This window comes from Lacibacter cauensis (genome assembly GCF_007830055.1).
GTDB classification, from domain to species: Bacteria; Bacteroidota; Bacteroidia; order Chitinophagales; family Chitinophagaceae; genus Lacibacter; species Lacibacter cauensis.
In genome coordinates this window covers 616,976-636,696 of sequence record NZ_VLLE01000004.1, presented here as the reverse complement: position 1 = coordinate 636,696, position 19,721 = coordinate 616,976, and the positions used below count along the sequence as shown (strand labels likewise).

Annotated in this window: 17 protein-coding genes; 6 read left to right on the top strand and 11 right to left on the bottom strand. The window is 41.9% G+C overall.

Features of this window, described 5'->3' with window-relative positions; genetic code table 11:
* Window positions 1-77 precede the first annotated feature (77 nt).
* Window positions 78-914 (top strand): translation elongation factor Ts, encoded by an 837-nt coding sequence (gene tsf, locus IQ13_RS12895; protein WP_144886787.1) that lies wholly within the window; start codon window positions 78-80, stop codon window positions 912-914.
* Between the two features lie 76 nt (window positions 915-990).
* Here tsf and IQ13_RS12890 read toward each other — a convergent pair whose 3' ends face one another.
* The 4 genes from IQ13_RS12890 to IQ13_RS12875 all read right to left on the bottom strand — a co-directional run bounded on the left by IQ13_RS12890 (window position 991) and on the right by IQ13_RS12875 (window position 7,297).
* Complete coding sequence (locus tag IQ13_RS12890) at window positions 991-2,418, bottom strand: TolC family protein (protein ID WP_144886786.1); 1,428 nt, start codon at window positions 2,416-2,418, stop codon at window positions 991-993.
* Window positions 2,419-2,519: 101 nt separating this feature from the next.
* Window positions 2,520-5,681 (bottom strand): efflux RND transporter permease subunit, encoded by a 3,162-nt coding sequence (locus IQ13_RS12885; RefSeq protein WP_144886785.1) that lies wholly within the window; start codon window positions 5,679-5,681, stop codon window positions 2,520-2,522.
* Window positions 5,682-5,690: 9 nt separating this feature from the next.
* Window positions 5,691-6,830 (bottom strand): efflux RND transporter periplasmic adaptor subunit, encoded by a 1,140-nt coding sequence (locus IQ13_RS12880; protein WP_199758252.1) that lies wholly within the window; start codon window positions 6,828-6,830, stop codon window positions 5,691-5,693.
* Window positions 6,831-6,931: 101 nt separating this feature from the next.
* Complete coding sequence (locus tag IQ13_RS12875; protein ID WP_144886784.1) at window positions 6,932-7,297, bottom strand: hypothetical protein; 366 nt, start codon at window positions 7,295-7,297, stop codon at window positions 6,932-6,934.
* Window positions 7,298-7,457: 160 nt separating this feature from the next.
* Between IQ13_RS12875 and IQ13_RS12870 the strand changes: the two genes are divergently transcribed.
* From IQ13_RS12870 to IQ13_RS12855, 4 genes are all read left to right on the top strand, one after another.
* Window positions 7,458-7,925, top strand: a complete 468-nt coding sequence (locus tag IQ13_RS12870) for a DUF1569 domain-containing protein (protein WP_144886783.1) — start codon at window positions 7,458-7,460, stop codon at window positions 7,923-7,925.
* A gap of 78 nt (window positions 7,926-8,003) precedes the next feature.
* Entirely contained in the window at window positions 8,004-10,079 is a 2,076-nt protein-coding gene (gene paaZ / locus IQ13_RS12865) for a phenylacetic acid degradation bifunctional protein PaaZ (RefSeq protein WP_144886782.1), read from the top strand.
* Between the two features lie 52 nt (window positions 10,080-10,131).
* Complete coding sequence (locus tag IQ13_RS12860) at window positions 10,132-10,905, top strand: enoyl-CoA hydratase/isomerase family protein (protein WP_199758251.1); 774 nt, start codon at window positions 10,132-10,134, stop codon at window positions 10,903-10,905.
* Window positions 10,906-10,982: 77 nt separating this feature from the next.
* Entirely contained in the window at window positions 10,983-11,621 is a 639-nt protein-coding gene (locus IQ13_RS12855) for a DNA-3-methyladenine glycosylase family protein (protein WP_144886781.1), read from the top strand.
* Window positions 11,622-11,656: 35 nt separating this feature from the next.
* Here IQ13_RS12855 and can read toward each other — a convergent pair whose 3' ends face one another.
* The 7 genes from can to lptB form a co-directional block, all read right to left on the bottom strand.
* Window positions 11,657-12,289, bottom strand: a complete 633-nt coding sequence (gene can, locus IQ13_RS12850) for a carbonate dehydratase (RefSeq protein WP_144886780.1) — start codon at window positions 12,287-12,289, stop codon at window positions 11,657-11,659.
* A 32-nt stretch (window positions 12,290-12,321) separates the two neighbouring features.
* Window positions 12,322-13,923, bottom strand: a complete 1,602-nt coding sequence (locus tag IQ13_RS12845; protein ID WP_144886779.1) for a SulP family inorganic anion transporter — start codon at window positions 13,921-13,923, stop codon at window positions 12,322-12,324.
* 162 nt (window positions 13,924-14,085) lie between these two features.
* Entirely contained in the window at window positions 14,086-14,382 is a 297-nt protein-coding gene (locus IQ13_RS12840) for a hypothetical protein (RefSeq protein WP_144886778.1), read from the bottom strand.
* A 108-nt stretch (window positions 14,383-14,490) separates the two neighbouring features.
* The gene (fabG, locus tag IQ13_RS12835; protein ID WP_144886777.1) at window positions 14,491-15,246 is read right to left on the bottom strand and encodes a 3-oxoacyl-[acyl-carrier-protein] reductase; all 756 of its coding nucleotides are present in this window, start codon (window positions 15,244-15,246) and stop codon (window positions 14,491-14,493) included.
* Window positions 15,247-15,280: 34 nt separating this feature from the next.
* Window positions 15,281-16,231, bottom strand: coding sequence for a phytanoyl-CoA dioxygenase family protein (locus IQ13_RS12830; RefSeq protein WP_144886776.1), 951 nt, complete (start codon window positions 16,229-16,231; stop codon window positions 15,281-15,283).
* Window positions 16,228-17,742: a GH3 auxin-responsive promoter family protein gene (locus IQ13_RS12825; RefSeq protein WP_144886775.1), complete on the bottom strand. Its 1,515-nt coding sequence runs from the start codon at window positions 17,740-17,742 to the stop codon at window positions 16,228-16,230. The genes IQ13_RS12830 and IQ13_RS12825 overlap by 4 nt, the downstream gene beginning before the upstream one ends.
* Window positions 17,743-17,785: 43 nt before the next feature.
* On the bottom strand, window positions 17,786-18,559 hold the full coding sequence (lptB, locus tag IQ13_RS12820) for an LPS export ABC transporter ATP-binding protein (protein ID WP_144886774.1): 774 nt from the start codon (window positions 18,557-18,559) through the stop codon (window positions 17,786-17,788).
* Window positions 18,560-18,721: 162 nt separating this feature from the next.
* Here lptB and IQ13_RS12815 point away from each other — a divergent pair, with 162 nt between their 5' ends.
* Window positions 18,722-19,675: a methylenetetrahydrofolate reductase gene (locus IQ13_RS12815; RefSeq protein ID WP_144886773.1), complete on the top strand. Its 954-nt coding sequence runs from the start codon at window positions 18,722-18,724 to the stop codon at window positions 19,673-19,675.
* Window positions 19,676-19,721: the final 46 nt, after the last annotated feature.

Genomic DNA, 19,721 nt, shown 5'->3' with positions numbered 1-19,721 from the left:
CTGCTTAAGTTGAAACATAAACTTTTGCAGAAAGCATTTTACAATGAACTCGATTTTAAATTTTCAAAATTTATACAATGTCTACTGTAACAATAACAGCACAGGATATTAATAAGCTCCGCCAGGCAACTGGTGCAGGTATGATGGATTGCCGTAAAGCGTTAACTGAAACAAACGGTGATTTTGAAGCAGCGATCGACTGGTTACGTAAGCAAGGCCAGAAAGTGGCTGCAAAGCGTAGCGACCGTGAAGCGAAAGAAGGTGTGGTAATTGCACAAACAAGTGCAGATAACAAAGTGGGTTATGTAGTATGTATCAGCTGCGAAACAGATTTCGTAAGTAAGAATGCAGACTTCGTTGCTTTTGCACAATCTATTGCAGACGCTGCTGTAGCAAACGATGTAAAGAATGCAGATGAACTGAACGCTGCTGAAGTAAACGGTGCAAAAGTTGCTGATCTTATCAACGATAAACTTGCTGCTATCGGCGAAAAAATCGGTGTTAGCAAGTTTGAGCGTATCGAAGCTCCTTATGTAGCGTCTTACATTCACGGTGCCTACCGTATGGGTGTATTGGTTGGCTTAGATAAAGAAGCTGCTGATGCAGGTAAAGATGTTGCCATGCAGATTGCAGCAATGAATCCTGTAGCAGTTGATGCTGACAGTGTTCCTGCTGATGTAGTAGCTCGTGAAAAAGATATCATCATGGACTTGATGAAACAAGATCCGAAGATGGCCGGCAAACCTGAAGAAATGATCGCTAAGATCGCTGAAGGTAAAATGAATGCGTTCTTTAAAGAACAAACATTACTGGCACAAGCTTTCGTAAAAGATGCTTCTAAGAGCGTTGCTGATTACCTGAAATCTTCAGGCGATGTAAAAGTAACTTCGTTCAAACGTGTAGCTTTAGGGTAATAACAATCGCTTCATTAAAGTATAAAGAAAGCCCTCGCATGCGAGGGCTTTCTTATTTTCATTCATCTGTAAAACATCAACGCCATCCACCACCTAACGACTTGTACAATTGAATAGAAGTGAACAACTGCTGCTTTCTTGTTTCAACCAATTCCAATTTTGCTTTTAATGTGTTCTGCTGCGCATACAATACTTCAAGATAAGTTGCCCTGCCTGTGCGAAACAGTTCCTGCGCTACAAGAATTGATTCTGAAAGTGTAGTTGTTTCATCTGTTTTCAACCGGTACACTTCTTTTAAATTATCTGCACGTATTAAACCGTTGTACACTTCTGTGTAAGCATGTACAATGGTTTTGCTGTACTGGTATAGCGATTCCTGTTGCGCAGCTGTTGCAGTATTAAACGCAGCTTTAATACCTGCACGGTTAACAAGCGGTGCTGCTAAATTTCCAACCAAACTGTAAGCAAGTGACTGTGGTGTTTGAAACAACAGGTCGGGACGAAACGCCTGGTAACCGATACCTGCTGTAATGTTGAGAGATGGATAGTATGCTGCTTTTGCAGCAGCTACGTCTGCTTTTGTTGCACGTACCAACAATGCTGCCTGGCGAATATCGGGCCTTTGCTCCAGCAATGCTGCAGGAACGCCTGCTTTGATTGTATTTGCAAGTGAGGTTGCAGCAAAGGTTTTGCTACGTATAATTTTTTGCGGCAACCTGCCTGTAAGCAAGTTGATCCTGCTTTCTGTTTCAATAACCTGTTGCTGCAAGCTTATACGAAAAGCCTGCAGGTTGATGAGTTGTGCTTCAAATTGTTTTACTGCCAGCTCGTTTAATACAGCTGCTTCTTTTTTTGCCTGTATAATTTCAAAAGCCTGTTGTTGTAACGCAATGGTTTCATCGATGATGCGGATGGTTTCATCAATTGCCTGCAACTCGTAGTAAGCAATTGCAAGATCACTTACAAGATTGGTAACAATAAAATTCTTTCCTTCGGTACTTGCAAGATAGCGTGACACCGCAGCCTTCTTTCTGTTCTTCAGTTTTCCCCACAAATCAATTTCCCAACTCGATTGAAAGCTCGGGAAATAATCGGGCAGATTGGTTGGAACAATCTTTCCCGGCAACATAAACGTGCTGGCATTACCTGCGCCATCCATCGTATACAAACCATAACGGCGCAACGCACTAACTACCGATGCATCAACTCTTGGTTTTAAGGCACCGTTTCCAAGTAGTACATCCGACTGTGCAATACGGATGCGTTGCAAGGCCATCTGCAAATCATAATTGTTAGCAATAGCTGTATCGATTAGCTGTTTAAGATGCGGATCGGTAAATAATTCCTGTGGACTTAAAAGTGCACTGTTACTGCTGTCTGTACTGTTGTTGTATGTTGCAGGCAACACAACAGGTTTTATTTCCTTTATCTGTTGTGTTGGCACACAGCTGTGTAAAAAGCCGGTGGCAGCAATACTAAGTACTGCGATATAAATTTGTTTCATGTGTTCATTTTGATTTTAGGAATTTGTCACATGTTATTCGCTATCAAATTTTCTTCGCTGGTTGATATAATAGCTCGAAAATTTGATAGCTCATTTCATTATTATACTGTTTCTGTGAATGGTTTTTCTTCTTTGCGTTTGTTTTTATTCAGCCGTTCGGAGAGGCTTGCAAACACAACATACAATCCGGGTATGATAATGACACCGAGAATAGTGCCGAACAACATACCACCAGCAGCCGCAGAGCCAATTGTTTTATTACCGATTTCACCCGCACCTGATGCCAACATCAATGGTATTAACCCGGCAATAAATGCAAAGGATGTCATGAGAATGGGACGTAAACGAAGTGCTGCTGCTTCAACTGCTGCCTGTAATGGCTTCATGCCTTCACGATGTTTCATAGCTGCAAACTCAATAATGAGGATGGCGTTCTTACCCAAAATACCAATGAGCATGATCATGGCAATTTGTGCATAGATGTTGTTTTCAAGTCCCATCAACAGCAGCATAAACAAGGCACCGAACACACCAACAGGCAATGAAAGAATAACAGGGAACGGCAGCAAGAAACTTTCGTACTGTGCAGCAAGTAATAAATACACAAACAATAAACAGATGATGAAAATATAAATGGCCTGGTTACCTGCATTCGCCTGGTCTCTCGAAGAACCAGCCCAATCGTAACCATAACCCTTCGGTAATTTGGTAGCTGCTACTTCTTTGATGGCTGCAATGGCTTGTCCGCTGCTATAACCTGGAGCAGGTTGTCCGTTGATCATCGCAGATGGATACATGTTGTAACGTGTTACCTGTTCGGGCCCGTACACTTTTTCTACACGCAGAAACGAAGAGAACGGAACCATTTCGCCTTGATCATTTTTGATGTACAGTTTCAACAGGTCATCGGGTTGTGCACGGTATTGTGGTAATGCCTGCACCATTACTCTGTACAGTTGTCCAAAACGAATAAAGTTGGTGGCATATTCACTACCAATCAATGTTTGCAATGTGCCCATCGCATTATCGGCAGTAATTCCTTTTTGTGCAGCAAGGTCTCCATCAATATGCAACAGGTATTGCGGAAACTTTGCATTGAACGTGGTGAAGGTATTATTGATTTCCGGACGCTTGTTTAACTCAGCAACAAACGCATCGGCTACCTGCTGCAGTTTTTGCAAATCGCCACTACCACTGCGATCAAGTAAACGCAGTTCAAAACCACTGGAGTTACCATAGCCCGGTACCGGTGGTGGTGTAAAGAATTCGATGCTTGCATCTTTAATGTGTTTGGTTTTTTCTTCCAGCTCACGAATAATTTCAGCATCGGATTGTTTACGTTCTTTCCAGTTTTTTAAACTGATGAGGTTCATACCATACACTGCACCTACACCTTCGGATAACACACTGTAACCCGAAAGACCAGATACAGAACTTACCGCATCCATCTTTTGTGCAATCTGTTGTACTTCATCTACTACTTTATCAGTTCGCTCAAGCGTTGCACCCGATGGCGCAGTAATGTTGGCATAAATAGCACCTTGGTCTTCATTCGGAATAAAACCTGAAGGAACGAGTTTGCCAACAAGACCTGCACTTACTGTAAACAACAGCAATGCACCAAACGTAACTACTCTTCGGTTAGCAATAATGCTGAGTAATTTTTTATAACGTGCTGATAATCCATTGTACCATTTATTAAAGCCATCAAAGAAACGTGTAAGCAGGTTTTTCTTTTTTGCATGATGGGTATCATGCGGATTCTTTAAAAACAGCATACACAATGCCGGTGTTAACGTTAATGCTGTTACACCCGATAATACAATGGATACCGCCATGGTTAACGAGAACTGGCGATAGAAAATACCGGTTGGCCCTTCCATGAACGCTACAGGAATAAATACTGCCGACATTACAAGCGTGATGGCAATGATAGCACCGCTGATTTCACGCATGGCCTGTTCGGTTGCACGACGTGCACCCATACCGGAGCGTTCCATTTTTTCGTGCACAGCTTCTACCACAACAATCGCATTATCCACCACAATACCAATGGCAAGTACCAATGCAAACAACGTGATGAGGTTGAGTGAGAAGCCCATCAGTTGCATAAAGAAGAAGGTGCCGATTAATGAAACAGGAACAGCAAGTATGGGGATGATGGTTGAACGGCCATCCTGCAAGAATATAAACACCACTAACGCCACAAGAATAAATGCTTCGATCAATGTTTTAATTACTTCACTGATAGAAGCATCAAGAAAAGCAGATACATCGTAGCTGATGGTGTAATCCATGCCGGGTGTAAAAGAAGCTGCTTTAATTTCCTGCATCCGGTCTTTGATCTTTTGAATAACATCTTTTGCGTTGGTGCCTGGCCGTTGTTTGATCATGATGGCTGCAGAAGGCTTTCCATTTTCTTTCGATAACACATCATATTCCTGCGAATCAAATTCAACTTCTGCAATATCTTTTAAACGTAAGAGTTCGCCATCTTCTTCGTTGCGCAATACGATATTTTCATACGCTTCTTTACTGTTGTGCTTACCTGTATATTTTAATACATATTGTAAAGATTGTGATGCTTTACCCGAACTCTCTCCAATTTTACCCGGTGCTGCTTCTACGTTCTGAGCTTTCAGCATTGCAATTACTTCTGCTGCAGAAAGATTATACATCACCATTTTATCGGGCTTTAACCAGATACGCATGGCATATTCACGTGAGCCCATGATGTCGGCAAAACCTACACCTTCAATACGCTTCAGTTCCGGAAGAATATTAATGTCAGTAAAGTTGAACAGAAATTTTTCGTCGAGTGTTGTATCGGAGCCAAGGATGTTCAGGTACATCAACATACTGTTCTGCACCTTCTCTACAATTACACCTGCTTTAATGGCTTCTTCGGGAAGTTCATCCAGTGTTGATGATACACGGTTCTGCACGTTTACTGCAGCCACATCAGGGTCGGTTCCTGCTTTAAATACAATTTGAATAACACTGGTACCATCGTTACCTGATACGGACGACATGTATGCCATGCCCGGCACACCATTGATTGCACGTTCAAGTGGAGTAACGACTGCTTTTACGACTGTTTCTGCATTGGCACCTGTATACTTACTCGTTACTGTTACTTCGGGTGGAGCAATATCAGGAAATTGTGTAACGGGTAGTTGCGTTAACGACAAGAGTCCAAGCAAAGTGATGATCACCGATATTACAATGGATAATACCGGGCGATGAATAAACTTCGATGTCATGTTGGTTCTTTAGTTTTTGCTGATGTACGTTGCGGATTCTGGTTCGATGAGTTGAGGATTGATGGCATCACCATCTTTTACATTTTCTACGCCTTCGTACACTATTTTATCATCTTTTGAAATACCACGTTCAACAACATAGTAATGCGGTATGCGCATTTTAGGAACAATGGTTTTTTGCTTGGCTTTGTTTTTTTCATCAACAGCAAATACAAATACTTTATCCTGTATTTCAAAAGTGGAACGTAAAGGAATCAGCATAGCATTTTTCAACGGCTTGGTAATAATAATTTTTCCATTACCGCCGTGTTTAAGTAATGCTCCCGGATTAGGGAAACGGGCACGGAATGCAATATTGCCCGATGATGCATCGAATTCGCTTTCCGATATTTCAATAGTGCCGGTATGGTTGTACACACTGTTGTTAGCTAATAACAACTGTGCTGTTTTAAATTGCTCAGTTTTACCGGCAGTGATATAATTTAAATAATCACTTTCCGATAAGTTGAAGTAAGCAAACACTTCTTTGTTGTTGGAAATAGTTGTGAGCAATGTGCCTTCTTCAACTAAACTTCCCCGTTTATTAGGAATACGATTGATCACACCACTGAATGGTGCTCTTACTTCTGTAAATGAAAGATTGAGCTTAGCCATAGCAATAGCAGAATTGGCTTCATCAATTTTTGCCTGTACGGCTTCTTTCTTTGCCTGCACCATTTCCAATTCTGTTTTGGAAACGATATTTTTTTCTACGAGCGACTTTGTATTTTTCAATTCAACTTCCATCGCTTTTAATTCGGCAGTCGCACTTTTTAATTGTGCATTTGCTTTTAAAAGATCTTCTTTAAACGAACGGCTGCTGAGTGTAAATAACAACTGACCTGCAGTAACTTCTTTCCCTTCATCAATATGAATGTGTTCAATAAAACCTTTTACACGTGTACGGATTTCTACATTTTGCAACGCATGAATTTCTGCAACATATTCTTCCTGGTACACCGTATCAACCAGCATGGGTTTAATCACCTGGAATTTTTCAGCTTTTTCACTTGTCTTTTTTTCTTCTGTTGCGCAGGATAACATTGTAAATGGCAGAGCGGCGCCTAATAATAAATACAAGGCGGCAGATTTTGTCTGACGATAGTTCATACAGTAAATTTTTTGAATGGAATAATAACAGCTCCGGTCACCGACCAGATGAATGAAACAGTACGATGGCTGCATGAAGCAACCTCGTATCAATAAAAAAGTTACGAACGGTACTGCTCAGGAGGCGGAGCAATTACATCTGTAGTAAGAATGGGGAGTTTCCCTTCGGGATATTCTGCAAACTTCAGCTTATTGCTGATGAGTGTTACATGCGGTAAAAGATCGCTGCGTTGAAATAAACGATGGCAATAAGTTTCTTCAATACTGTTCTCCAGCGTATTGTCATCTTGTTCGTGGGGAGTATCGTCTTTCTGATCCAGTAAAATTTCATTCACCCATTCAATAAGTGAACCCATATGGTCATCATTGGCTATACGTTTATCTGTAAACGAATCCGGCAACTGTGGTAACAGCAGCGAACTGTTTACAAACAGCGCAATGAGTATGAATGAAATTAATTTTTTCACAGAAGCTGCAAAGATAACATGAATGCAGTTTTTGTAAATGGTAAAAAAGCGGTAAAAGACTGTCTGCAGTATTGAAAGCGTCATAAAACTGTAACATTTGTGTAACCTGCTGTTGTAAAACGATACAAGGTTCTGTTTCTTTGTTTTCTTAATTACTGCGATGGTTAACGAAAAAGAACAGTTTATAAAAGAAAGTTTTCCGGTTTTACTGCAACAGGCAAATGGAGCTGCTACGGCTAAATGGGGTAAAATGGATTTTCAGCAAATGCTGGAACATGTAGCCGACTTCTTCCAGGTGTCGACACAGAAACAACATTATCCGCTGGTATCGCCACCCGAGCACATGCCGAAGCTCAAAGAATTTTTAATGAGCGATAAACAGTTTCGGGAAAACACAAAAGCACCCACAAACATCATTGCTGAAGACCCGCTGCCGTACCGATATGCAAGTGTAGAGGAAGCACAGCAGGAACTCATTGCTGAAGTGAACTACTTCTTTCAGCTGTATACTGATGAACCGGATACCACAGCTGTGCATCCTGTTTTTGGCGAACTGAATTATGAAGAATGGGTGCGGCTGCATTACAAACATGTAACGCACCACCTCCGCCAGTTTGGTTTGTTGTAATGTAAGAAAAATACAAAGGCTAAATTTCTGAACCTGCTTCCTGCCTTAACTTCGTTAACCTAACGATTATTAGTACGTATGAATAAACTTGGTAACTACATCACCGGTAGCTGGATCAATGGCGACGGTGATGGTCAGCTTTTATACAACGCCGTTACCGGCGAACCGGTGGCAACAGCCTCAACTAAGGGTTTGGATTTTCAATCGATCCTGCATTATGCACGAACAGTGGGTAATCCTGCCTTGCGTAAGATGACGTTTCATGAACGTGGAAATATGTTGAAAGCGTTGGCCTTGCATCTGCGCAATCATCTTGATAATTTTTATGCAGTCTCTTACCAAACTGGAGCTACTAAAGCCGACAGCTGGGTAGATATTGAGGGTGGCATTGGTAATTTGTTTGCCAACGCATCGCTGCGCCGCAAATTTCCCGATGATGTGATTTGTATTGATGGCGAAAGCCACAACCTCAGTAAGAACAATACTTTCATGGGAACACATATTCTTTCGCCGAAAGAAGGTGTAGCCGTGCACATCAACGCTTTCAACTTTCCGGTGTGGGGAATGCTGGAAAAAATTGCAGTGAATTTATTGGCGGGTGTTCCTGCAGTAGTGAAACCTGCAACAGTGACGGCTTATTTAACCGAAGCTGTGGTAAAAGAAATCATTGCATCAAACATTTTACCCGAAGGTGCATTGCAGTTGATCTGTGGCAGTGCAGGCGATTTACTCGATCACGTAAACAGCCAGGACGTAGTAACGTTTACAGGAAGTGCATCAACAGGATTATTGTTGAAGAGCAATGCAAATATCCTCAAAGAAAATGTGCCGTTCAATATGGAAGCCGATTCGCTCAACTGTATTGTATTGGGCGATGATGTAAATCCCGGTATGCCGGAGTGGGACATTTTTGTAAAAGAAGTGCGCAAAGAAATGACCTTGAAAGCAGGACAACGTTGTACCGGCATCCGCAGAATATTTGTACCGGAAAATAAAATGGAAGATCTGTGGAAAGCCATTGCAACTTCGCTTGCGCAAACAACCATCGGTAATCCGCTCAACGAAAAAGTGCGGATGGGTTCGCTTGCAGGCGAAACACAAAGGAAAGAAGTACGGGAACAGGTGCAGAAATTATTGGCATCATCTCAAATTGTGTATGGCAGTTTGGATAGTGTGGATGTGGTAGATGCCGATGCAAACAAAGGTGCTTTTCTATCGCCTATTTTATTGATGAATGAAAAACCTTTTGCGTCGAAAGAAGTACATGAAGTGGAAGCGTTCGGTCCGGTGAGTACCATTATGCCGTACAAAACAATGGATGAAGCCATTGCCTTAAGCAAGCTGGGCAAGGGTAGTTTATGTTCTTCTATCGTTACTGCCGACCATAGAATTGCACGAAAATATGTAATTGGTGCAGCAACGCATCACGGTCGTATACTGGTATTAAATAATGAATGCGCCAAAGAAAGTACCGGTCATGGTTCGCCGTTACCATTGCTGGTACATGGTGGTCCGGGCCGTGCAGGTGGTGGTGAAGAAATGGGCGGACTGCGTGGTGTAAAACATTATCTGCAACGCACAGCTATACAAGGTTCGCCCACAACGCTTACTGCAGTTACAAATGTGTATCAACAAAATGCACAAGGAAAAGATCCCGGCAAACATCCGTTTAAAAAGTATTTTGAAGAGCTGCAGATCGGCGATCAGATTATTACTGAAAAAAGAACGATCACCAGCGAAGACATTGATCGTTTTGCAGATTTGAGTGGCGATCATTTCTACGCACACATCAAAACCACCGATTTTACAGGAACCATGTTTGAGCAGCAGGTGGCACATGGTTATTTTATCATGAGTATTGCTGCAGGTTTGTTTGTTGACAGCTACGAACTAAATCCTGTGCTGTTGAATTATGGTATTGATGAGTTACGCTTTACCAAACCGGTTTATCCGGGTGCTGAAGTATACATTCGCTTTACCTGTAAAGAAAAATTGCCCAACGATAAACGCATTGTAGAGAAGCCCGAGGATTTCAAGAGAGGTGATGATATTGAAAAAGGAATTGTGAAATGGCTGGTAGAGTTTTTTGATGAAACAGATGAGCTGACCGGTGTTGCCACCATTTTAACAATGGTAAAGAAATTAAAGCAATAGGCATTGCATTTGTAATAATCCCGTAGTAATTTAAGAGTAAGAAAACCGTTTTATGGTAACATCAATTACAGATTCGTACGTAAAGAAAGAAATCCACCAGGGTATTGCAACCATTGAGTTCTTTCATCCGCAAAGCAATTCGCTTCCGTCTTCCATGCTGCAGCAGCTTGCGCATACCATTACACAAATAGCTGCCGATCCGAAAGTATTGGTGATTGTATTAAAGTCAGCCGGTGAAAAGGCATTTTGCGCAGGAGCAAGTTTCGAGGAGCTTACTGCCATTAAAAATGAAAAAGAAGGACTGCAATTTTTCAGTGGCTTTGCACATGTCATCAATGCATTACGCAAATGCCACCAGCTCGTGATTGGCCGCATACATGGTAAATGTGTAGGCGGTGGTGTTGGTTTAGCAGCTGCAGTTGATTATGCTATTGCTGTTGAAGGGGCAGATGTAAAGCTTAGTGAGCTGGCAGTTGGCATTGGTCCGTTTGTAGTTGGTCCTGCTGTTGAGCGTAAAATTGGCATCTCGGCATTTTCACAACTGGCGATCGATGCAGGCAGCTGGCGTAATAGTGAATGGGCTAAACGAAAAGGCTTGTTTGCCGAAGTGCATCCAACAGTAGAATCGATGGATGAATCGATTGCGAAACTGTCTAATACATTATCTCATTCATCACCTGAAGCGATGCTCGAAATGAAAAAAGTTTTCTGGAAAGGCACAGAGCATTGGGATGAACTGTTGATTGAACGGGCAAAGATCAGCGGCAGATTAGTGTTAAGTGAGTTTACCAAAAATGCCATCGCAAAATTTAAGGCAAAGAGTTAGATGAAGAAATCCTGAAAATAAAATGCAATGCCTCTTCAACAAGAGGCATTTTTAATTGTTGTAAATTCTTTTATAAAATGATTCAAACATTCTCTGCCGATAATTTTCAAACCTACTGCGATCTGCTTTCTAAAAAGGACAAACATCTTAAAGCCATTATTAAAGCACATGGCTATCCACCCATGTGGACACGCAAGCAGGGCTTTGAAACACTTATTCTTACCATACTTGAACAACAGGTTTCGCTGGCAGCAGCTTTTGCAGCCTATAAAAAATTAAAAGCGAAGATTGGTGTTGTTACGCCTGCAAAAATTTTAGCTATGAGTAACGAGGAATTACGGGAGTGTTATTTTACCCGACAGAAGCAAGTGTATGCAAAGGAACTGGCTACAGCTGTTGCTACAAAAAAGCTGCAACTGAAAAAGTTTAGCGAAATGACGGATGAAGAAGTGCGCACACAACTTACTGCTATAAAAGGAATTGGTCATTGGACCACCGATGTTTACCTGATGCATGCCCTGCAACGCACCGATCTGTTTCCGTTAGGTGATATTGCTTTGGTAAACAGCATGAAAGAAACCAAGCAGCTGCATCCGCATGTTAGTAAAGAAGAAATGCTGGCAATTGCAGAACCATGGCGGCCTTACCGTACCATTGCTGCAATGATTTTGTGGCATGCGTACATTAAAAAGCGAAACATTAAAATTGAAGCATAAAAAGAAGCCCCGCATTTGCGGGGCTTCTTTTTTATTTAAAGGTTATCAAACTCATACAGTTCGTCAATGTGTGTACCTGCTTCCATTTCAAAAACAGGTTTAATAACACCATCGTGCAAATCGTACACCCAGCCATGCAGGTGCGGCCCCTGGCGATCTTTCCATGCTTTTTGAATAATAGATGTTTTTGCAAGGTTCATTACCTGTTCCTGTACATTCATCTCTATCAGTTTATTTACACGTGCATCTTCATCTGCGAGACTGTCAATTTCTTCACGATGAAAGCGATATACATCTTTAATATTACGAAGCCATTTGTTAATTAAGCCAATACTTTTTCTTGTCATTGCCGCCTTAACACCACCGCAGCCATAGTGACCGCAAACAATTACGTGTTTTACTTTCAATACGTTTACAGCATATTCCAATACGCTCAACATATTCAAATCGGTATGCACAACCATGTTGGCAATATTACGGTGAATGAAGATTTGACCAGGTTCAGTTTGTGTAATTTCATTAGGTGGTACACGGCTGTCGCTGCAGCCGATCCATAAAAACTCGGGTGTTTGCACATTAACCAGTCTGTTAAAAAAATCGGGATCGTCTTTTACTTTTTTCGCAGCCCAGGTTTTGTTTTCTGCTAATAATTTTTCGTATGATTTCATGTTTGGTGATTTAAGGGTTGAATAATCTAAAATTATAATACTTCTTTTTCCAGTTGCTCATCAGCATCATTTACGTGGCTTACGGTGTTTTCGATTTTATAAGCTCCTTTAAAACCTACAAGATCAACTTTGATGTTTTTTTCTGTCGATGTAAACTCAACAAAGTCCTTGATCAATTCCAGTACATCATGATCAATGTAAACGGTTTCGCTTGCATCAATAAGCACCCTGCTATTATGTGGTAAATGTACCAGTGTTTGCTTAATAGCTGCTTTATTAAGAAAAGAAACTTCCTGCGCCAGTTTAATTTTTATCTGTTCGCCTTCTCTGTGGCGGTCTTTCCGGAAGAAATAAGCCAGCTTCATGTTTCCACGCAAAATGAAGAGAATACTCACAACCAAACCAATTCCTACTCCTTTCAGCAGATCGGTAAACACAACTGCCAACACCGTAATAATAAAAGGAATAAACTGAAACTTACCGTTGTGCCACATGTGTTTAAACACTTTGGGGCTTGCAAGTTTTAAGCCAATCATAATAAGAATAGCGGCTAAAGCAGCTAAAGGTATTTTATTAAGAACAGTAGGGATAGCAACAACTGCCAGCAACAGAAACAGACCATGCGCAATGGTTGCAAGTTTGGTTCGTCCTCCGGAGTTAATGTTGGCCGATGTGCGAACAATTACAGAAGTCATCGGCAAACCTCCAATTAAACCGGCAAGGATGTTGCCGATACCCTGTGCTCTTAACTCTGTATTGCCGTTGGAGTAACGTTTAAGCGGATCCATTTTATCGGCAGCTTCGAGGCAGAGCAGTGTTTCAATACTGGCCACCACAGCAATGGTTGCACCTAATATCCAAACCGAACTATTGCTTAATCCTTTAAAATCCGGCAATGAAAATTGACCGATAAACTCATTGAACGAACCGGGGATGGGCAGGTTTACAAGGTGTTCTTTCTGCACAGCAAGAATAGATCCGCTGGCAATAAACAGTTCATTGATAAGCACACCAGCAATTACAGCAACCAATCCGCCGGGTATCAATTTTATTCTTTTCAGAAACGATACTTTGTTAAATGCGATCAATATACCAATACAAACAATCGTTATGATTATTGCACCATAGTGAATGGAATTGATGGCATCGGTAATAGCTGTTAAGGTATTGTGACCGGTATTGTTTTCGATAAATGCAAAATCGCCTTCACTATCCTTATCGTAACCAACTGCATGTGGTATCTGTTTAAGAATAATGATGATGCCGATACCGGTAAGCATACCTTCAATTACATTTGAAGGAAAGTAGTTGGAAATTGTACCGGCTTTAATAATACCGAGCAACAATTGTATACCTCCGGCAATGACTACCGCAAGCAGGAATAACTCGTACGAACCAACACTTGTAATGCCTGCTAAAACGATTGCTGTTAAACCGGCAGCAGGTCCAGTAACGCTTAAGTTAGAGCCACTTAAAAAACCTACCACAATACCGCCAATTACTCCGGTAATAATACCGGAAAATAAAGGCGCACCGCTGGCAAGGGCAATGCCTAAACATAAAGGAAGTGCTACCAGGAATACCACAAGCCCGGCAAGCAAATCTGTTTTAAAATACTTCGTTTCTAATTTCATTGTTGTTTAGTTGGGTTATTTCGATTGTACAAACGTGTACAGTAATGTACACCGCAGGTACGCTTAAGCACAGCGCTATGCTGTTGCTTCAAACAGGTGAAAGCCTGAAAATTTTGAGTGAAAATGGTTTGTGTACTGCAAGTTTACGAAACTGCAGAAACATCAACAGTTGGGAGGACGAGTCTGCACATCATCCGAGAGTCGTGTATATACTTTAGCGGCGTGATGAATAAGTTCTGTAAAGTTTAGCTCGGTTAAATGAATGAGCTCTTCGTGTGTAGCGGTTACAAAATGTTTATGTAACTCTTCAGTAAACGAAGGTGTGGGAGCTGTATCGCTGTGCGGAAGCTCCTCTGTCATTTGCTGATTTTGGTACATAGCAGCACTGATCTGCGCCAGCGGTAAGAGCTGGATGCTGAGCACAATTGCTAAAAATATGCTGATCAGTTGCTTCTTCATCAGGGTTGTAAAAGTAGTATTCTCCTTGCTAGATTAACATAAAAAAATGATAAAGCACCGAAATGCTTTATCATTTTTTTAAACGAACACCTGGTTGTAAGTGTACGATCAGATATTTAAACCACCACATGCGCTGATGGTTTGTCCTGTTACATAGCTGCTTAAATCGCTTGCCAAAAACAATGTTACGTTGGCAATATCTTCAGCACTTGCAAAACGGCCCAGCGGAATACCTGCTTTGTATTTATCTGCAGCTTCGCCTTCTTTTAAGTACGATGTCATATCGGTTTCAACAAAACCGGGTGCAATGGCATTACAACGGATGTTGCGGCTGCCCAGTTCTTTTGCTACCGATTTGGTAAAACCAATTACACCGGCTTTACTTGCAGCATAACTGCTTTGGCCCGCATTACCCATTTCGCCAATTACACTGCTCATATTAATAATAGAGCCGCTTCTTGCTTTCATCATGGGTTTAATAATCTGCTTGGTCATGTAAAACACCGAGTTGAGGTTTACTTTAATTACCTCTTCAAATTGCTCGGGACTCATACGGAGCAACAGGTTGTCTTTAGAAATACCGGCATTGTTAACACAAATATCAATGGTGCCGAATTCTTTCAGCACATCGTTTACAAATGCTTCGCATGCAGCAAAATCGCCTGCATTACTTTGGTAAGCTTTTGCTTTTACCCCTAATGCAGTAAGTTTTTGTTCTAGCACTGCGGCTTTTTCTTTACTGCTGTCGCTAACAAACGTAAATGCAACATTAGCGCCATGCTCTGCAAACTTTATAGCTACGGCTTCGCCAATGCCACGTGCGGCACCGGTAACAATAGCAACTTTTCCTTCAAGTAATTTCATAATAGTATAATTGAATTGTACAAAGTAAAGGGTTTTATTCTTCTTCCATTAATGATGGACGTTCGGTTATTTCGTGGTATTTAATAACATCCTTTGCGTAGTAGTGAATAACCATGCTTTTACGGCTGAGTGCAGGATTTACAACCGGCATACCGCCGTGTATAAGATTGGCATGCCAGATGAGTACATCGCCTTTTTTAGGCAAGAACGTTTCGTAAGCTAAGCCCGACTTATGAATAATATCTTCCGTTACATCTTCATAATCGCTGTATTGCTTGTTACCGAGTTTGAAACGGCTGCTGTAGTTTTCAAAATCGTCGTTTAACAGGTAAGGCAATTTATGACTGCCGGGATAATAAAACAACGGTCCGCTGTCAGGGTGAATATCTTCCAGCGCAATCCATGCAGCTATTAAATAGCCGAGCGGATAGGTGGTCATGTGAATACTGTCGCTGTGTGCACGCTGCCCGCTGCCTTTTACAAAGTTGAGTGTTTGAAAAGGAACCACATCTTTATCAAGGATAAATGAAAGCAATATTTTCAGGCCTTCATCCTGCATCATTTTTTTTATAGCTGCTGCATGTTTGTAGCCAAACATGACTTTGTTATCGTGTGTAACAGGTAAATGTTTTTGATGAATCAATTCATCTACAGCCTGGTTGACTTCATCAACCTGTTCTTCAGAAAAATAATTGTTGAGATGCAGAAAGCCCTTGCTGCTCCATTGCAACAGTTGTTGCTGCACATCATCTGTAAAATTGCTGAATCCTTTTTTTGTTGCAGCAACCGTTGCCGAATCGTTTACATCCAGCCATGCCTGCGATGTTTTATCGGGAAAATCTTTACTGCTGATGGAATTGAAGAGAGGTTTGCGCACATTGTATTTTTCATAAGCCTCCTTGTTGTGTTGCAGCTGTTTGGCATGCAGTAAATTATAAACCCAGTGAATGAGTTTGTAGTCTTTTAGTTTGTCTTTCAGCTTCATGAAACAGAATTGAATGTACGGATCTCATCTACATAAGTACGATCGTTACTGAGGCGTGGAATTTTATGTTGTCCGCCAAGTTTGCCTTTGCTTTCGAGCCAGCGGTTAAATGTTCCCTTGGAAACAGGTTGTACAAAAGGTAAGCGGAGTGCCATGTTTTTATGTCGTTTGGCTTCGTAATCGCTGTTGAGGTTTTTTAATGCGGTATCGAGTTCGTACACAAAATCGTTTAAACCCACAGGATCCTTTTCAAACTCAATCAGCCATTCGTGTGCACCTGTATTGTTGTGCGAAAAATAAACCGGTGCAGCTGTATAATCGTTTACCACGGCACCGGTTTGTTCGCAGGCAATAGCAATGGCTTTATCGGTATTATCAACAATCAACTCTTCGCCAAAAGCATTGATGAAATGTTTTAAACGCCCGCTTACTTTAATGCGGTAAGGTGCAAGCGAAGTAAACTGTACTGTATCGCCAACCAGGTAGCGCCACAGCCCGCCATTTGTACTAATGATGATGGCGTAATTTTTATTGAGTTCAACTTTATCTAATCCAACGGTGTTGGGGAAACGGTTGCCATATTCTTCAACCGGCATAAACTCATAAAAAATGCCGTGATCGCTGAAGAGCAGCATACCTTCTTCGCCCGGTTTATCCTGCGCAGCAAAAAAGCCTTCGCTGGCATTGTAGGTTTCGAGGAAGTTGATGGTTCTGCCAATTACCTGCTGAAACTGTTCACGGTAAGGAACAAAGGAAACACCGCCATGCATGTACAATTCAAGATTGGGCCACACTTCGCCGATGGTTTGTTTGCCGGTTAGTTCCAGTATACGGCGAAACAATACAAGGCTCCAGGTTGGTACGCCTGAAATAGAGGTAACATTTTCGTTGATGGTGCTTAGTGCAAGTTTTTCAATTTTCGATTCCCACTCATCCATCAACGCAATGCTTAGCTCCGGTGTACGGATCCAGTTACTCCAGAATGGTGCATTCTGCATGAGCACTGCACTTAAATCGCCAAACTGAATTTCTTCGTTGAGCTGATTAACGTTGTGGCTGCCGCCAATAACCAATCCTTTGCCGGTTAACAGATCGCTGGCAGGAAAGTTATTATAGTAAAGCGTAAGAATATCTTTACTGGCCTTATAATGTCCATCGTTTAAACTTTCTTCACTAACGGGAATAAACTTGCTTTTATCGCTGGTGGTACCGCTGCTTTTTGCAAACCATTTTACGGGAGTAGGCCACAGAATATTTTCTTCGCCCAGCATCATCCGTTCAATGAATGGTTTCAGATCGTCGTATTCGTGTACAGGTACGGTGCGTTTAAAATCCCGTACGTTGAAGAGTGTACCAAACGAATACTGTTGTCCGAATTGTGTGTATTGAGCAGTAGTAACAAGATCCTGCAACACTTCACGCTGTGCTGCAACCGGGTTATTCATCCAGCTTTCGATGCGCCACATGCGCAAACGGGCTAATCGTGATATGGCTGGGCTCAGCAGTCTCATGTTGCTGGCAAGATAAAAAAACTAAACAGACTTGCGAAATTGCTTATTGATTTGCTGCCCGGTTGGCTTCTTCGTGCAGGTAGTCCTTCCGCTTCAGCTCAAAGTTGCGGCCAAGGTATAAACGACGCACCTGCTCATCATCGGCCAGTTCTTCGGCTGTACCGTGTTTGAAAATTTTTCCTTCGATGAGTAAGTATGCACGGTCGCAAATAGAAAGTGTTTCGGTTACGTTATGATCGGTAATAAGGATGCCGATGTTGCGGTACTTGAGTTTGGCAACAATGGATTGAATATCTTCTACAGCAATCGGGTCAACACCTGCAAACGGTTCATCCAGTAAAATAAATTTCGGATCTACAGCCAGTGCCCGGGCAATTTCGGTACGGCGGCGCTCACCACCACTTAACGAATCGCCTTTGTTTTTGCGCACATGATGCAGGCGAAACTCGCTCAGCAGGTCTTCCAGTTTTTCCCGCTGCTCTTCTTTGCTCAGCTTGGTCATTTCCAAAACGGCGGCAATGTTTTCTTCCACACTCAGCTTGCGAAACACACTTGCTTCCTGCGGCAAATAGCCAATACCCATTTGTGCACGTTTGTACATGGGCAGGTTGGTAATGTTTTCTTCGTTGAGGAACACTTCGCCTTCATCTGGCTTAATAAAACCAACCACCATGTAAAACGTAGTGGTTTTACCGGCACCGTTTGGTCCCAGCAAACCCACAATTTCGCCTTGCTTTACTTCAATGCTCACCTTATTGGCTACTGTACGGCTGCGGTAACGCTTTACCAGTTCGGAAGTGTGTATGGTTAAACTCAACGTATAAAATTATAGCTGCGAAAATACCTGTTTTCAACGCAAATACGTACAGCCAAACCCTGCTGAATTGTGAAAAATGGGTGTTTTTTGATGAGCTTCCTGCAAGAAACAATCTTTGATTAAAAGCCAAGCCTGTTATATGTTTGCACCAACACTATACAAATGAAGGTTACCGAACATATAGCACAGGCAAAAGACACGCTTGTTTCGTTTGAAATACTTCCGCCGCTGAAGGGCAAAACCATCAATTCTATTTTTGATCATCTCGATCCGTTGATGGAGTTTAAACCCTCGTGGATCAACGTTACTTACCACCGGGCAGAGCAGGTGTTTAAGAAAAAAGCCGATGGTACGTTTGAAAAAGTAGAAGTAAGGAAACGCCCGGGTACTGTTGGTATTTGTGCGGCTTTGCAAAACCATTACAACCTCGATGCGGTACCGCATTTGATCTGTGGCGGTTTTTCGAAACGTGAAACTGAAGATGCGTTGATTGACCTGAACTTTATTGGTGTGCAGAATGTGTTGGTGCTGCGTGGCGATGCTGCCAAAAACGAAACGTTTTTTGAACCGCACCACGATGGTCATAAGTATGCGATTGATCTGTTGAAGCAGACCATTAACCTCAACCATGGTATTTACCTGGAAGAAGATATCCGTGATGGTTTCCGTACTGATTTTTGTGCAGGTGTGGCCGGTTATCCCGAAAAGCATTTTGAAACACCCAACCAGGAAATTGAAATGCAGCGGTTAAAAGATAAAGTGGATGCAGGTGCCGAATATATTATGACGCAGATGTTTTTCGACAACAGTAAGTTTTTTGCATTTGTAAAATCGTGCAGGGAGATGGGTATTGATGTGCCGATTATTCCAGGGCTGAAACCGCTCACGAGCAAAAAGCAACTGTCGGTTATTCCCAGAACATTTCATGTAGACATACCAACCGAGCTGAGCAATGAAATTATGCGTGCAAAAACCGATGAGGATTGCAAGCGTATTGGAACAGAATGGCTCATTCAACAATCAAAAGAACTGAAAGCATTTGGTGTACCAGTGCTGCACTACTATACACTTGGCAGCCCCAAGGTAATTTATAATGTGGTGAAGGAAGTGCTGTAGAAAATAGATATTTTGAAAAAAGCCCTGCTCACTTAGCAGGGCTTTT